General features: G+C 54.4%; 14 protein-coding genes. 4 read left to right on the forward strand and 10 right to left on the reverse strand.

Features of this window, described 5'->3' with window-relative positions; genetic code table 11:
* Positions 1 to 22: 22 nt before the first annotated feature.
* Positions 23 to 730 carry an IclR family transcriptional regulator gene (locus GS630_RS20665; protein WP_171712213.1) on the forward strand — a complete coding sequence of 236 codons (708 nt, stop codon included), beginning with the start codon at positions 23 to 25 and terminating at the stop codon, positions 728 to 730.
* A gap of 8 nt (positions 731 to 738) precedes the next feature.
* Here the strand turns inward: GS630_RS20665 and GS630_RS20670 are convergent, their stop codons facing one another.
* Genes GS630_RS20670 through GS630_RS20685 form a run of 4 tightly spaced genes read right to left on the reverse strand, consistent with a single transcriptional unit; the run spans position 739 to position 4,659 of the window.
* Complete coding sequence (locus GS630_RS20670; RefSeq protein WP_170417829.1) at positions 739 to 1,542, reverse strand: ABC transporter permease; 804 nt, start codon at positions 1,540 to 1,542, stop codon at positions 739 to 741.
* A gap of 10 nt (positions 1,543 to 1,552) precedes the next feature.
* On the reverse strand, positions 1,553 to 2,455 hold the full coding sequence (locus GS630_RS20675) for an ABC transporter permease (RefSeq protein WP_170417832.1): 903 nt from the start codon (positions 2,453 to 2,455) through the stop codon (positions 1,553 to 1,555).
* Positions 2,452 to 3,540, reverse strand: a complete 1,089-nt coding sequence (locus tag GS630_RS20680) for an ABC transporter ATP-binding protein (protein ID WP_170417835.1) — start codon at positions 3,538 to 3,540, stop codon at positions 2,452 to 2,454. Before GS630_RS20680 ends, GS630_RS20675 begins: the two co-directional genes overlap by 4 nt.
* Positions 3,541 to 3,600: 60 nt before the next feature.
* Positions 3,601 to 4,659 carry an ABC transporter substrate-binding protein gene (locus GS630_RS20685; protein ID WP_170417838.1) on the reverse strand — a complete coding sequence of 353 codons (1,059 nt, stop codon included), beginning with the start codon at positions 4,657 to 4,659 and terminating at the stop codon, positions 3,601 to 3,603.
* 520 nt (positions 4,660 to 5,179) lie between these two features.
* On the opposite strand from GS630_RS20685, the gene GS630_RS20690 reads away from it, so the two are divergent.
* Complete coding sequence (locus GS630_RS20690) at positions 5,180 to 5,812, forward strand: tyrosine-type recombinase/integrase (protein WP_093037018.1); 633 nt, start codon at positions 5,180 to 5,182, stop codon at positions 5,810 to 5,812.
* A gap of 122 nt (positions 5,813 to 5,934) precedes the next feature.
* On the opposite strand, the gene GS630_RS20695 is transcribed toward GS630_RS20690, so the two are convergent.
* The 5 genes from GS630_RS20695 to repA form a co-directional block, all read right to left on the reverse strand.
* Positions 5,935 to 7,596, reverse strand: coding sequence for a caspase family protein (locus tag GS630_RS20695; RefSeq protein ID WP_170417841.1), 1,662 nt, complete (start codon positions 7,594 to 7,596; stop codon positions 5,935 to 5,937).
* A 329-nt stretch (positions 7,597 to 7,925) separates the two neighbouring features.
* Positions 7,926 to 9,035, reverse strand: coding sequence for a Fic family protein (locus GS630_RS20700; protein WP_170417844.1), 1,110 nt, complete (start codon positions 9,033 to 9,035; stop codon positions 7,926 to 7,928).
* Between the two features lie 154 nt (positions 9,036 to 9,189).
* Entirely contained in the window at positions 9,190 to 10,245 is a 1,056-nt protein-coding gene (locus tag GS630_RS20705) for a helix-turn-helix domain-containing protein (protein WP_170417847.1), read from the reverse strand.
* Between the two features lie 177 nt (positions 10,246 to 10,422).
* Positions 10,423 to 11,391: a plasmid partitioning protein RepB gene (repB, locus tag GS630_RS20710; RefSeq protein ID WP_170417850.1), complete on the reverse strand. Its 969-nt coding sequence runs from the start codon at positions 11,389 to 11,391 to the stop codon at positions 10,423 to 10,425.
* Entirely contained in the window at positions 11,391 to 12,575 is a 1,185-nt protein-coding gene (gene repA / locus GS630_RS20715) for a plasmid partitioning protein RepA (RefSeq protein ID WP_170417853.1), read from the reverse strand. Before repA ends, repB begins: the two co-directional genes overlap by 1 nt.
* 836 nt (positions 12,576 to 13,411) lie before the next feature.
* Here repA and GS630_RS20720 point away from each other — a divergent pair.
* Entirely contained in the window at positions 13,412 to 13,669 is a 258-nt protein-coding gene (locus GS630_RS20720) for a type II toxin-antitoxin system ParD family antitoxin (protein ID WP_170417856.1), read from the forward strand.
* Entirely contained in the window at positions 13,666 to 14,010 is a 345-nt protein-coding gene (locus tag GS630_RS20725; protein WP_170417859.1) for a type II toxin-antitoxin system RelE/ParE family toxin, read from the forward strand. Before GS630_RS20720 ends, GS630_RS20725 begins: the two co-directional genes overlap by 4 nt.
* A 54-nt stretch (positions 14,011 to 14,064) precedes the next feature.
* Here the strand turns inward: GS630_RS20725 and GS630_RS20730 are convergent.
* Positions 14,065 to 14,606 (reverse strand): tyrosine-type recombinase/integrase (locus GS630_RS20730; RefSeq protein WP_171656712.1); only part of this gene is annotated, 542 nt, incomplete at its 5' end.

Here is a 14,606-nt window from a genome sequence, read left to right on the forward strand (position 1 = left end):
ATTTGCGTCGAAAGGTCTGCCTATGCCCGACAAGCCCCGATCCCCTGACGCCAATGGTGGTGTCGAAGCGGTAGAGCGCGCATTGCGTGTGCTGGACATCTTTGAGCCGGGCGATGCAGGCCTCTCTTTGAAGGAGGTTGCGGACCGCAGCGGGGTCAACAAGGCGACAATTCTGCGTCTGAGCGTGTCGCTTGAAAAGTTTGGTCATATTACGCGAGACGCCGAGGGTCTGTTTCACCTCGGGCCGTCTTTGTGGCGTCTTGGATCCGTGTTTCGCCAAAACCTGCGGATGGGGCCAATTGTGCGACCGGTGCTTGCGAATTTGGTGAATGCGACCGGCGAAAGTGCGTCGTTTTATGTGCAACGCGGCAACTCTGGCGTGTGCCTCTACCGGGTCAATTCGCCAAGGCTTGCGCGGGATCACGTTCAGGAGGGCGAGATCATTCCGCTGAGCATGGGCTCTTCGGGTCAGGTGCTGGATGCTTATTCCATCCGGCAGGGAAAACAGGCGGCCAGCATCCGAAAGGCCGGGTATTATCTCAGCCTTGGTGAACGCGATCCTGACGTCGCCGGACTGTCGGTTCCTGTTCTTGGGTTCGAAGATGAATTGCTGGGCGCGATCAGCTTGTCCGGCCTGCGCGTCCGCTTCAATGACACAGCCGTCGAAAAGTATCGCGCGGCGGTCCTTGATGCCGCCCGCCTGATTCGGGTGGAGTTTGGCGAAAAATAAGACCCGCATCATTGTGCCTTGTCTTTCCGACGCCCGATCATCTGCACACCGATAAGCGCCGTGATGGACACGACAATCAGACAGGTCGAGATCGCCGCGATTGTCGGATCAAGCTGATCACGCAGTGAATTGAACATGCGCCGGGTGATTGTGGCGTTTTCCCCGCCCGAGACCAGCATCGAGATCACAACCTCGTCCAGCGACGTGATAAATGCCAGAAAAGCCCCTGTCTGGATCGAGAATTTCACCTGCGGTACGGTGATTGTCCACAATGCGTATGCACGGGACGCCCCTAAGCTGCGCGCTGCAAGCTCCTGATCGAAATCATAATTCTGCAATCCCGACATCACCGTCACGATCACGAATGGCAGCGCCAGCGCAGTATGGGCGATCACGATCCCGGTCAGTGTGTAATTGAGCCCCAGCTTGGCATAGAGGCTGAACACTCCAACAGCGATCAGGATCACTGGCACGACAATCGGCATGATCACAAGGATTTGAGCCGCGCTCCTGATACGAGGCGCAGAGCAATGCAGACCATAGGCACAAAGTGAGCCCAGGGGCGTCGCGATTGCCGTGGTCAGCGCCGCCGCGATCAGCGAGGTCTTTGTTGCGCTCATCCATTCCGGCGACGTGACATAGGCCACGTACCAGCGAAACGAGAGCGATGTCGGCGGGAATTCCAGATAGGATGCCCCCGAAAACGACATCGGGATAACGATCAGCGTGGGCAGGATGAGAAAGAACAGCACAGCAATGCCGACCACTGTCAGCCACAGGCCGTCGATTTTACGTTGTCCGACTTGTTCCATTTTCAGATCCTCAGCGCATAAACAGTTTGTCGAGCCCGAAGACACGGTTCATCAGCCAGATCATCGCCAGCGCCAGCAACAGCAGGACCACGCCCAGGGCTGATGCGGCCCCCCAGTTCGAATAGACTGTGATGGTGCTTTCGATACGCTGCGCCAGCATCTGAACCCGGCCACCGCCCAGCAAAGCCGGTGTGACAAAGAACCCAAGCGACAGGATGAAAACCAGCACGATGCCGGCAAAAAGGCCCGGCAGGGACATTGGGAAAAATACCCGCCAAAAGGCCCCGCGCGGGCTGGAACCAAGGCCCACGGCGGCTCGGACCAGGTCGCCGTCAATATTGCGCATAGTGGCGTAGAGCGGCAGAACCAAAAAAGGCAGCATGATATGCACCATGCCAATGATGGAGCCGGTCAGATTGTGCGCCAGTTGCAGCGGTTCTTCGATAATGCCAAGTGACATCAGCGACGAATTGATGATCCCATTGCGCTGCAAAAGCACCAGCCACGCATAGGTCCGCACCAGAACCGAGGTCCAGAAGGGGACCAGCACAAACACCATCAGAATGGCCGCTGTTTTGTTCGGCATCTTTGTCAGCCAGTAGCACAGCGGGTAGCCGAGAAGGACGCAAATCACCGTCACGGCAATGCTGATCTGAAACGTGACGACAAAGGTTCGCCGATAGAGAGCACTACTAAAGATGCGCGTGTAATTTTCCGTGCTCAGTTCGCCTGCCGCATTGAAAAACGACAGCGAAGACAGCCAGAAAATCGGCAGGAAGACGACGATCAAGATCGTCAAAACCGCAGGCATCGAAAGCCCAAGAAACGTCAGTTTTTCGCGGCGTTCTTCGGATTTGAGCGTGCTGGCATTCTGAAGAGTCCCAGCACCTTCATACGTCTCGGCGATACTCATGCCACATGTTCCGGTACGATGATCGTATCTTCGGGATGCAGGGCAAGGCCGATTTGCTCTCCCTTCGACGGCAACCCGGTTTGGCCCGCGCGATTGGCAGGCACACGCACATTGATCTGACCAGCGCTGTCGTGCTGAACGATCACTAGAACGCTGTCGCCCTGATAAATGATGTCATGCACTTGGCCGGACAGGTCATTGGCGGCGTCTGGCACCGCGCCTGCTGTGACTTCCAGCAACTCGGGCCGGATGATCAGACGATGGCCTCCGCTGCCCAGCGCAATAGGCGTATTGGATTTCAGAACGCGCTCGCCAAGCTGCGCCGTGTCATTCGCTACACTAACCGGCAGGGAAATGGATTCCCCGATAAAATCCGCCACAAAGAAACTATGCGGCTGGCGATAGAGCCGCTCAGGCGTCGCGATCTGTTCGATCCGCCCATGATTGACCACTGCAATCCGGTCCGACATCGTCAGGGCTTCGCGCTGGTCATGGGTCACGTAAACGACAGTTGCATCCAGCTTTTCATGCAGCGCCTTCAATTCGATTTGCATATGTTCGCGCAACTTCTTGTCGAGCGCTGACAACGGCTCATCCATCAGAATGATCTGCGGCTCAAAAACCATGGCGCGGGCAAGGGCCACGCGCTGTCTTTGTCCCCCGGATAATTGCGTGATGCGCCGGTCGCCATAACCGCCCAGCTGCACGGTCTCCAGCGCGCGCTCGGCGCGGGCCTTCTGATCGCTTTTGGACACCCCGCGAATTTTCAACGGATAAGCCACGTTTTCTGCGACCGTCATGAACGGAAACAACGCATAGCTTTGGAACACCATGCCAAGGCCGCGCTTGTGGGGCGGCGTTGCAATCATTTCCTGTTCGCCAAACCGGATCGACCCGCCATCAGGACGCACAAATCCGGCCAGCGCCATCAAAAGCGTCGTCTTGCCGGAGCCTGATGGCCCCAGCAATGTCAGGAACTCGCCCGCGGCGATGTTCAAAGACACGTCATTCAGCGCTTTGACCGATCCGTAGGCCTTGCACAGGTTGGATATATCGATGGGAAGGGAGTGGGCTGCAGGTGACATGGGGGCTCCTAACCTGACAAAAATGGGCGCAGCACAAGATGTGCCGCGCCCAGATATTTTTTACTGTTGGATCAGCGTGTCAAACTCTTCGGTCAACTCGCCCAGCTGGCCGATGTAAAAGTTCGGATCGACCAGAAGCTGCTTGCCATAGTTGTCGGGATGTGTGTTGACCTTCACTGCCATCTCATCCGAGATTATCCCGGTGCCGAAGGCACCCGAATTCACCGGACCCAACGGCATGGTCACCGCCAGCCTCGCCTGTGCTTCGGCGCTCAGCAATTCGTTGATAAGGCGCATCGCGTTGTCTTTATTCGGAGCCCCCTTGGGAACCAACAAGCAGTCCACGTCCATCGTGCCGCCATCAAAGGCATAGGCCACATCAATGCCCGACGCGATCACGCTTTCTACGCGGTTATGGCCCATATGGATCACGTCCACTTCGCCGTCACGCAGCAACTGCGCCGATTGCGACCCGCCGCGATACCAAACGGTAACTTCGGGGGCAATCTCACCCAGCTTGTCCCATGCGCGCGCCTTGCCCTCATTCGTGGCCAACGTGTCATAGATCTCGGCCATCGGCACACCATCCGCCATGAGCGCGGCTTCGAGGTTATAGTTCACCTTGCCGTGCATACCGCGCTTGCCGGGGAAGTTTTCCAGATCCCAGAACTCTGCCCAATTGGACGGGCCATTGTCGCCAAATGCATCCTTGCGATAGGCAATCACCTTGGTGAAGTTGATGAAGCCGATGTAATTGTCATGGATCAGCTCTTTCGGAATGCCTGTGGTGTCAACAATCGAATAGTCGATCGGCTCAAGGCTGCCTTCCCGGCTCAGGGTTTCACACGAAGGCAAATCCTGTTCTGTAACGTCCCATGCAACGGCACCCGCCGTGATCTGCGCGCGCACGTCCTGAATGCCGTTTGTCGTATCTTCCTTGACAGTGATATTCAGCGCACCAGCGGCAGGTTCCAGCATGGCTGAGCGCAAGGCATCCTGAAACGAGCCTCCCCAGGACGCAAACACGACCTCTCCCTCGGCAAAGGCAGGCGAAGCAATGGCCAGGCCACCTGCCACTAGCGCCGTGGTGAGCTTCAGTTTTTGGTTATCTTTCATCATGTCAGGCTCCTCCCGAACTGTTGGTTGGTTTGTGGCTTCGCGACATGCGCGGCTCCACATAATCATTCGCAATCGTTTCATCTAGCAAAACGTCATTTCAGTTTTACTAGAGCTGATGTTGGAATTGGTCAAGGATTCTTTTGCCCCGTAGGATTCACACTCCCGTTTCCTGAGCATCAGAGCCTGGAAAATCTCGCAATTCGCGCATTGGTGCAGCATTCATCTGGGTTCGATCTTGCACATATGGCGTCTGAAGCGATCTTCGTCTGACCCGAAGTTAACTGCCACCGATTGAAGCATTTGGTGGAACGTGCGGACCGCAAACTCTCACTCGCTTTGCGTTGATCCGCGAATTTGAGTGGCAGCTTCTTGACAGTATGCGCCAATTGATCCTGACGACAGAATTGGTCAATTTGGGCTCAGCCCCGACCTCGGATGCGACGCAGCATCCCGTGATATGGAGGCATCGTCAACGTCAGGTTGTCGTTGTGGGAGGGCATGGCGGATCGGAGGATCAGTCATGGAAACACCAAACTTACCGGCCATTCGTGCGCTTCGCCCGGCTTGGAACAAAGGGCGCATCGTTGGGCAAAAACGGCCACTGAAACCAAAACACGTCTGGGCAATCCGTGTTCGACTTGAACTCGCCGAGAACCATCGGGACCTGGCGCTGTTCAATATGGCAATCGACAGCAAACTGCGTGGCTGCGATCTCGTGAAGATGAAAGTCGTCGACGTGATGGCGTCCGGCCAGATCAAGGAACGAGCTTCGGTGTTGCAAAGCAAAACGCAGAAGCCGGTTCGTTTTGAAATCTCCGAAGGCACACGCGCCTCGGTTGAAAAGTGGATGGAAGATGAGCTCATGGTCGGCTCGGAGTACCTATGGCCGGGTCGTTTCCATGAACGCTTGCACATCTCGACACGCCAGTACGCCCGGATCGTCCGGGATTGGGTCACGTCGATCGGTCTGGAGGCCAGTGCATACGGAACGCATTCGATGCGGAGGACAAAAGTCACACAGATCTACAAGAAGACCGGCAACCTGCGGGCGGTCCAGCTGCTACTTGGGCACACCAAGATGGACAGCACCGTCCGGTATCTCGGTGTTGAGCTGGAAGATGCGCTTGCGATCGCAGAGGCCATTGAAATCTAACAACTTGGGCCGTCTTCGCGGACGGCCCAAACAAGACCTTGGCGAAATCTGCGGCGAACAGCGACGAGGAGCCCAGAGCGACGGTCTTCTTGCGGAGCAGGCAAGGACATCGCTTTAAAGTTTCAACTGACACGGCGTATTAGAAAATTCAGAAAAAACTGCCCGTCAATCCTGCGCGGCTCGTAGACAAGCCTTCTTCCTGGCGAAAGTCCTTCGGGCAGTTTGACGCTTATATTGACCTTATAGGGTGTCGCCTGCCCGAAATGCGAACTCAATGTGAAGCGCAATTTCAACTGACCGGAGTCATCGAATTTGCCAGTGAAGTCCCTAAACCAAGGCCCTTCGGCCGCAAAGCCTTGGGCAGATAGCAAGGTCAGCTTGTCTCCATTGCGATTGATGCGCAAGGCTGCAAGTGGCTCGATTTTTCCGGGGAAATAGGCCTTGTCGGGCCGACTGGTTGTTTGCCAATAATCATCGTCCCATCTGCGTCTGATTAAGACAATGTAGTCACCATCAAAAGTCGCGAAAGACGGCGCGACCAACTGATTACAGACTCTTCCTTGCTCTCCTCGAAGTGCGGCAAGAGTTTCACTGGTCTCGAGGCTCTCAGGCGTCAGTCCAAGATTCTCTCTAGCGCTGATATACCGAGAGAAAGCAGATCTCGTGCGTGGGCCCGCAACACCGTCCGCTGTGCCAGCGCTGCAGCCAACGCGATTTAGCTCAGTTTGTATATCACGGATCAGGCTGCGCGTCTCTGTATCATCCTTCGCGCTTTGAGGCGATGTCGGCACAAGAGCTGCTACTTTGTCTCGCGCAGTACTACTGTTGCCCGGCACTTCGTCCTTCTGGTGCTCAGCAAGCAAGTCGTCCCGCAACGAAAGGGCGAGCGCGACTGCAAAATGATCCCTTTCGCCTTCGTATCGCTCCAGAAACATCTCGATCGCATCAAGCCTTCCGAGCGAACGCGCAAGTTCAAAGTCCGCATAAATCTGGTCTTCGACACGCTCAATTTCTTCCTCTGGCGTCGAGCCTGCAGCCGCATCTGGAACAAGAAAAATGTCTCTGGCGGGAAGCGAGCCATAAGTAAATGGCTCCTGATAGCCTTCTGTCAGAGTGTAAACCCTGTCGCGGACTCGCCGAAACAACTTGCCAATCTCAAGTCCGGGTTCCTCGATGTGGTTGAGCAGAGCCTGAGCATAGGGGCTGTTGCGGCCATCGCCGTCAAGCGCCAGCGTTCCGCTCCTTGCAGCATATCCAACCAACACACCTCCCGGATCGATACGTGCAAGTCCGCGTCCAATTGAGCGGGTGCTGTTTGTGCGCTCCATAGTCGCGAGGAATGGATTGTTGCGGCAGGCGTCAACCAACACGATCTTCAAGCCGGGTGCGCCCGCGATGGAGCTAATCAATGTGTTGAGGCGGATTGCCTCGAGTTCGATGTCACGGTCGCTCCGCAGTTCCGCACTGACAGGGATCAGGAAGTTCGTGTTGTCCAACTCGATGCCGTGGCCGGCGAAGTATACGATGACCGACTCGGCGTTTTTTGCCTTTTCTCCAAAGTCACGTATGGCAAGGCGCATGTCGCGGTAATCCAGATCAAGACCTGTTGTGACCTCAAACCCGATCCTGCGCAATGCCTCTGCAATGTCGATCGCATCATTCGACGGGTTTTTGAGATTGCTGACATGTTGGTAGTTCGCATTGCCAATTACCAAGGCAACTTTGTCCGCCAGCACCATCGCAGGCAGAAAACAAAACACAACTGAGAACAGGATACGCTTCATGTGAAATATCGCCGTTAACGCGTCTACCATATGAACGTTTCCACACTTTCGGAATTCAATCAATATGACCGGCGTGGACAAGCTCTAGCTCGGCTTAGGCCGCATAGCGGAGTTCGGGATTGACACGACGAAGGTTCGTTTCCCGCCCATTGCGCCAGTTTCGGCATGGACCATTCATATGAAGTACGAACTCGGAGCCGCCTTGCGGCGGGACAGAAAGATGCTCGCTTGGGAAGCTATCTAAACGTCAGCTTCCGCATTTCCTGCGAGCATGCGTAGCGACTGCAGCGAACTTCCACTTCCCGCGCTTCGTGCCGTACTTCAGCCCCCTACCCGTCCCGATCTAGCTTTAACCAATATCGCGTGTACCGGAGTTCACCCGTTCGGATCAAAGCGCCCTTCTCTACCAGGTTCTGGAGATCCCGCGTTGCTGTGGCGCGCGATGTTCCCGTGATCGAGATATAGTTCTCAGCGCTCAATCCCCCTGTGAACCCATCCGGCCCAGCCTTGAACAAACGGGCGATTACCTTGCTTTGGCGAGTGTTGAACTGATCACGGTACCGATCATAGAAGTGCGTCTTGGAAATAAAGAAACCAACCCGCTCAAGCGTCACCTGCTGTGCTGTAAGGACAGTTTCGGCAAACCAGACGAGCCACGGTGTGACTTCCAGCGTCTTTTGATGGCGTTCGAGTTGGTCGTAGTAAGCCTTCCGCTCTCGCTCGATCGTGAAAGCAAGGGCAATCAGACTTGGCTGACCGATATTCTGGGCCAAGGACTTTTCAGCCAGCGCCCTACCCAACCGGCCATTGCCGTCCTCAAAGGGATGAATGCTCTCGAAATACAGATGGCTCAAACCGGCCCGGATCAGTGCGCGCAATGGTTCGGGACCATCCGGTGCGGTCCGGTTGAACCAGGCTACGAACTGGTCCATTTCAGCCGGAACCTGATGTGAAGGTGGAGCTTCGAAATGCACCGTTGGGCGGTCGAGCCTGCCTGAGACGATTTGCATCGCATCCTCATGGCTCCGGTATGATCCAATCGTTTCCAGATGCCTGTCATGGGACAGAAGCATGTCATGCCACCGAAACAGGGTGTCGTGTGACAGTGGTTCCGAATAGTTGGAATAAACATCCACCATCATTTCAGAAACGCCCTGCTCGCGCGGTTTGGATGGATAGCTGTCGGGAGCCAGTCCAAGATGTCGGCGCAAGGAAGATTGCACGCTGAGACGATCCAGCATCTCACCTTCGATCGCGCTGGTCTTCATTGCTTCTTCGCTTAGCAGGTCGATACGCAATTGATCTCGATCCGATGTGTTCACATGATGAACCGCTCCAAGAACTTCCCCTGAGGACAACAGGAACTGTTGCTCGTATGGTTCGAGTCTTGCGGCGTCGTAACGAAAGGTAGGCCAGTCAGGGTTCTGCCAGTTCCACATCGTGAGGTATAAGCTTCCTTTCTATAACTCACTATTTATGGTTGCGTGATTTATAGAGGTCAATCCTATAGCTCACCTTTTTCAGACCCTTCGATCCAGTCATCACTTGGAGGTGTAATCTGAAAACGGTAAATTTCATCCTGTTTCCCCAAATTTACGTAGCATTGGATGTCCGCGAGAGCATTGCCTTTGGAGACAATTCGCCCTTTTCGATCTTGGCCAGCAACGAAATCAGGTAAGCCCCTGGAGATTGTATGTTCTCAGCACGTTGAAAGATGTATCCGAGAACAATGAAGCGAATAGCTGGGCCAAAAGTTGATTTCATTGCATACCAGGTTTGGCCAAGCCGTAGATACTCGGCGATATCATCCATAAGCCGATCACAGTGGTGCTGATCTTTTGCAAAGCGTAGTTCTGAGCATAGCCGTGGAAAACTGCGCTCCATTTGGTCTGGAGAAACCTGAATCTGAGAAAGCTTTTCTTTCTTAACTTCCGGATTCAAAGAGTCCTCTTTGTGCCCCTCAATTTCACTGTCACTGGCCCTCAAATTTTCTGTATCAGTCTGTGTTATCTCGGAGATTTCCACAGAGATTTCTGCCAACAGCTCGCTGAGTACATTCGCATCTGGTTTGCGACGCAGAGCATTGCGTACGGTGGTCACCAAATCAGAGATCGCGGTGTCATTTGCTACGAGTTCCTTAAGGCGCGCCAGAGCGGCGGAAACTTTGTCACGGAGTACAGTGAACTCGAGAACGCGATCAGCATGCCTCTGGGCTTCCTGAATGAACTCAGCGTGCCGTTCAGACAAAGGCATCAAGGAGAGCCCAGTTGCGGTGACCACCCTGCCCTGGCGATCCCGGCGCGCCCATCGCTTACCGTTTGCGCTCATGACGCGGCGGATAAGTCCAAGGTCCACCAGCGTCGAGATATGACGCTCAACTGTCTGCACGCTGACATGAGTTCGTTTGGCTATCGCCGCGTTGGACGCGAAACAGATGTGATGATCATCCTGGTCCGCAGCAATCTGATCACCGCCCATAAAGGAAACCATCGCTCTCAGGACATTGAGAGTTGTGGATTTTAACCCAAGAGGTTCTCTGGCCTCTTCAACGGCGCGAAGAAGTATCCATTTTTTGGGCGTACTGTTCCCCTGCCCTGCCGTTCCCGACAAGGTCGCTCCAATTGGAGCCAATGCTGTTAGTGTTTTCATGATTATCTATCGGCAGACAAAAATTACCCGTTCGCTCAAGAGCGTTTTTTCTTGTGTGGCGATTCGGGTGCTGCTAGATTCTAGGTGTCTAATCTAAGAATTGCGCTTTGCGCAGCAGCCCTCGAAGCTCCGGTTTCGGGGGTTTTGTTTGTTTGCCTTCCTCCTTTCTGCTCGTCCTCAGTTCTTTTTCTTGGCGTTTACAGCTGTAAACTCAGCGTGTGAGCGCTTAATGATTTCAGCCATGTTTTCGTCCAACCAGCTAGCGAAGCCAGCGTTAGCTCCGGTCCTTTTGACCGAAACAGTTAGTGATCCGTTGGTAGATTTGATTGTAACGCCTTCGATTGGGTTGAGTTCGGCTGCACCTTCTCTTTGTCTTGCACCGCGTTTGGCAGCTGCTTTTAGGAGCATTTCCAGCCGATCATCTGACGACATCGATGGCTCAATGGTTGCAAGAAGATTTGCAGCTTCATCTTCCGCTAGCTTGCCTGCAACGAAGTGCTCTGCAAGCACGGTCCATTTTGGGCGGCCTGATTTTGGGGCTGCGCCGATCATGTCACCAATCTTTGCAGGAACATGTTGCGTAATTTTTGTCAGGTGAGACAGCCCTGATTTCGAAACGTTCAATACTTGCCGCACCGTTGCCGTGTCATGCCCGGAAGTCAGGATCGCCTCGGCGAAACGTGCTTTCTCGTAGAAGGAAAGATTGCGCCTCGCAGCATTCTCAAGCCCTTTGGCGAGAAGCGCTGAAGCATCGTCGATATCCTGAACATTGGCGCGGACTTTAATACCAAGTTCACGACAGGCTTTGAGCCTCCTCCGTCCATAAATTGCCTCGTATCGACCGTCGGATTTCGATCTTCTGACAAGAATGGGAACTTGTTGGCCACCGTCTTGTATACTCGACATCAAGCTTTCAAAACTATCGTCTTCTTCGTCAATGTTTACAGCTGTAAACTCACCGAGCCTATCGGCAGGCCCCCAGTCGTCGATCAGAGCAGGGTCAATTTCCCTGATTGCGGCAAGAGAGCCCTGAAGCGCACCAAGAGCAGGGGCATTGGGTTTTGGAGTTTTATCGATGGCCTTGGGGCCAGAGCGCGCGATGGTGTTTGCGATCCCCGACATCTCCTGAAGCGACTTTCTAGCCATTAGCTGCGTCCCCATGCTTGATGGATCATTTGCTCTACCTCAGAGCCGATCGCATCCATTGAGTTCTTTGCCCGATCATAAGTTGCGCGTGTCATTTCTGACCGCACGACTTCGTAAATTGATTGTTTGAGCATTGTGGCGTCACTGACCGCGGTGCTTTTGAGGGCTGTGGCTGACATAACGCGATCCTGAAACAGTGCCCGCATGAACGAAGCCAGTTGTTGAGACGGTACGTCTGTTGGCTCGTCACGCGTTATCAGGAATTTGAAGTTGTCGTATTCGAGCGTAGCGCCGGCATCTTCAATGACTGCCATGTAAGCACCAGCGAGTTCGAGAAATTGAGCCGTCGAAGACACGTCCAGCATCGAAGGTGTAAGTGGCACAAGCAATGAACTGGCGGCCGCCATCCCAGCAATTGTCAAGAATCCTAGCTGAGGTGGGCTATCAATCAGAACAAGGTCAAAATCTCCTTCCACCTGGGCCAGGGCATTCCGTATTCTTGTAAAGAACGGATGGTCTGGGTTGGAGTGAACGGCAGATTCTGTCTCAAATTCGGAAAGAACAAGCCGTGACGGAGCCACAGAGAGACCGGGGAAGTACGTCGGAAGCACGACGTCCGCCATATCTACCGGATCTTCATATCGAATAGCATCGTAAATCGTCAGCCCGTCAAACTCTATTTCGGGGCTTATGCCGCACATGGATGTAAGAGAGCCTTGAGGATCCAGATCAACAGCCAGCACACGGTAACCGCGAAGCGCAAAATAGTGAGCCAAGTGAATTGTTGTGGTGCTCTTACTGCTGCCGCCTTTGAAGTTCATCAACTGCCAGACTTGGAGCTTTTCTCCTTCAGTCCGGCGAGGGACATAGCGCCCTTTTTTGCGTGAGGTTTTCTCAAGCGTTTCGCGAGCCTCCCAAAGTTCTTGGGCAGTATAGTAACGCCTACCGCTGCGTACGTCATTCGGTTCAGGAATCGTTCCCTCTGCGTGGACTTTGCGCATGAATTGACCTGAGACTCCTAAGAGTTCAGCAGCTTCTGGCGCTGCAAAATTTCGCAGTGATTTGGTGTTGTCGGGGGCAAATGCAGCAAGTAGATGTTCCCGGATAGCCGAGTTTAATCTCTCAGATATTTCCGTGGCGAGTGCCGATGGTCTTTCTGCCGCAAGTGGTGTCACGGGAATCATGTAGTTGCCTCAAATTAAAGAATGTGGTCATTTTTGCGCCACTTGAGATAAACAGCCGTGATTCATAGCACTAAGTCAAGGATTTTCGCCTATATTGTAGGTTTTCCAACGCGGAGGACTACATACGCTTTGCATCAGAGCAGGGTGGTTTACAGTTGTAAACTCGGTTGAGCGGGATCATGGGTTCTTTCAGTCGATGAAGTTCTAACGTAGGCATGCGAAGGCATTCCTGTAAAACTCCTCCCTATGCTCCGCTTTGAGTAGAACGCCTCTAGCATGGAGTTGGAGTGAAGGCCGAACGGCTTTTGGCGCAAATTGCGCAATTGGGAAGGGCAGGGAGCTAGTTGAGCTGATTGGTCAAATTCTCTCACCAACAATTTCGTTATCGAGTTTTCTGCGATACCAACTTCGTAACAATACTTCTGCGCCAGTACGGGAGTACGATGCGGTGAGAATGGCATGGCGATCTGGGTCAGATACACCGAGCTCAGCCCGTGCGCAGAGGAAAACACGCGAACATTCCGGCTAGAGTCAGCCGCTCGCCAATTGCCCAAGAAATGGCATACCGTGAGGGCGGGGTTTCGGGAATTGTGCGCCTGTAAGTTGCGACGGAACACGGAACTGTCCTCGATCCAGTGCAGCTGTGCTTGCGCGGCGCGGCTTTTGACGCAAGTCTCTACCGTCATTGGATTCATATGGGATCACAGACATGATCCGTGTGTTCACGTCCCATTAGCGTCCATAAAACCAGCTTGCTCGAATTAGTGATTTTGGGCTCCTCAATCGTTGAACAGACGGTCTCGTTGGCATATATTGCCAAAAAGGAGGCTTACGCCATGGTAACCCGCAATGTTGTACTTACAGAATCGCAGGATCAACTGGTGCAGAATCTGGTTGCGTCCGGTCGATATCAGAACGCCAGTGAAGCGTTGCGCGCCGGCCTTCGGCTTTTGGAGCGGGAAGAAGCGGGGCTGGAGTCTCTCAAACAAGGCTTGCAGGAGGGTGTAGCGCAGGCTCAGGCCGGAGATTTGGCAGAAGGCAGGGGTTCGGATGCGATCCGTCGTGCCTTTGCAAGGGCACGAGCCAAGGCGTGACCAGACCCTTTCGACTGACACGCCGCGCTGAATCCAGCCTGGTGGAAATTGCCCGATGGACCATCGACAAGTTTGGATCGCATCAAGCCGATCTTTATGAACAAGAACTAATAGCGCGCTGTCAGGCCATCACAGAGGGCAGGGTGGCCAGCCGAAGTTGTTCTATATTGGTCGAAGAGGCGGCGGATCTCAGATATGTGCGCGCAGGAGAGCATTTCCTGGTTTATCTGGATCAGCCGGACGCGGTGATCATTGTTGATATCCTGCATTCCCGTTGCGATCTGCCGCGACATGTTTCCGCGCTGGCCACGTTAACAGATGCGACAGGAAACAAGACATAGGCACAGCAGCCGGAGTTTCCCTCAAGCGGGGATTATTAAATAGTCAGTAACTACTCACCCCAGTAGATCAGTCGCCGGGTTATCCGCGATGTCCACATCGTCGTAGTATTTCTGCGCCTGGGCCATGGAGCGATGCAGGGAGAGGCGCATCGCGGCCTGGATCGGGGCGCCGTCCAGCGCGGCCTGGGTCAGGAAGCCCGAGCGCAGCCCATGGGGGGAAGCGAACCCGTCCGGCAGGCCCGCCAGTTTCGCCCGACGCTTGACGATCTGCGCGATGGCATCCGGGCTGAGGCGGCGGGTTAACACCCGATCGGCTTTTGAAACAGGCCGGAACAAGGGGCCGTCCTGAATCTCACCCACCTCGATCCAATGGGCCAGCGCTTGGGCTGCGCGGCCTTTCAACACCAGCCGCGGCGTTTCACCTTTGGTTGTCGTCTTGGTCTCCAGCAGTGAAATCCAAACCAGGCTTTTCTCGTCGAACTCCTTCAGCGAGACGTCTTCAAACATCAACCCGGTGATCTCCGAGCGCCGTCTACCACCCGAAGCCCAACCCAGCATCAAGATGGCGCGGTCGCGGCAATCCCGCCGGGACCCCC

The sequence above is a fragment of the Ruegeria sp. HKCCD7303 genome, assembly GCF_013111185.1.
Taxonomy (GTDB): domain Bacteria; phylum Pseudomonadota; class Alphaproteobacteria; order Rhodobacterales; family Rhodobacteraceae; genus Ruegeria.

What these genes read in the sequence shown, in the direction of transcription:
- GS630_RS20705 (WP_170417847.1), bottom strand. Translation starts at nt 10,245, where the DNA reads ATGAAAACACTAACAGCATTGGCTCCAATTGGAGCGACCTTGTCGGGA.
- GS630_RS20720 (WP_170417856.1), top strand. Translation starts at nt 13,412, where the DNA reads ATGGTAACCCGCAATGTTGTACTTACAGAATCGCAGGATCAACTGGTG.
- GS630_RS20680 (WP_170417835.1), bottom strand. Translation starts at nt 3,540, where the DNA reads ATGTCACCTGCAGCCCACTCCCTTCCCATCGATATATCCAACCTGTGC.
- GS630_RS20685 (WP_170417838.1), bottom strand. Translation starts at nt 4,659, where the DNA reads ATGATGAAAGATAACCAAAAACTGAAGCTCACCACGGCGCTAGTGGCA.
- GS630_RS20690 (WP_093037018.1), top strand. Translation starts at nt 5,180, where the DNA reads ATGGAAACACCAAACTTACCGGCCATTCGTGCGCTTCGCCCGGCTTGG.
- GS630_RS20665 (WP_171712213.1), top strand. Translation starts at nt 23, where the DNA reads ATGCCCGACAAGCCCCGATCCCCTGACGCCAATGGTGGTGTCGAAGCG.
- GS630_RS20700 (WP_170417844.1), bottom strand. Translation starts at nt 9,035, where the DNA reads ATGTGGAACTGGCAGAACCCTGACTGGCCTACCTTTCGTTACGACGCC.
- GS630_RS20695 (WP_170417841.1), bottom strand. Translation starts at nt 7,596, where the DNA reads ATGAAGCGTATCCTGTTCTCAGTTGTGTTTTGTTTTCTGCCTGCGATG.
- GS630_RS20675 (WP_170417832.1), bottom strand. Translation starts at nt 2,455, where the DNA reads ATGAGTATCGCCGAGACGTATGAAGGTGCTGGGACTCTTCAGAATGCC.
- GS630_RS20670 (WP_170417829.1), bottom strand. Translation starts at nt 1,542, where the DNA reads ATGGAACAAGTCGGACAACGTAAAATCGACGGCCTGTGGCTGACAGTG.
- repA (WP_170417853.1), bottom strand. Translation starts at nt 12,575, where the DNA reads ATGATTCCCGTGACACCACTTGCGGCAGAAAGACCATCGGCACTCGCC.
- repB (WP_170417850.1), bottom strand. Translation starts at nt 11,391, where the DNA reads ATGGCTAGAAAGTCGCTTCAGGAGATGTCGGGGATCGCAAACACCATC.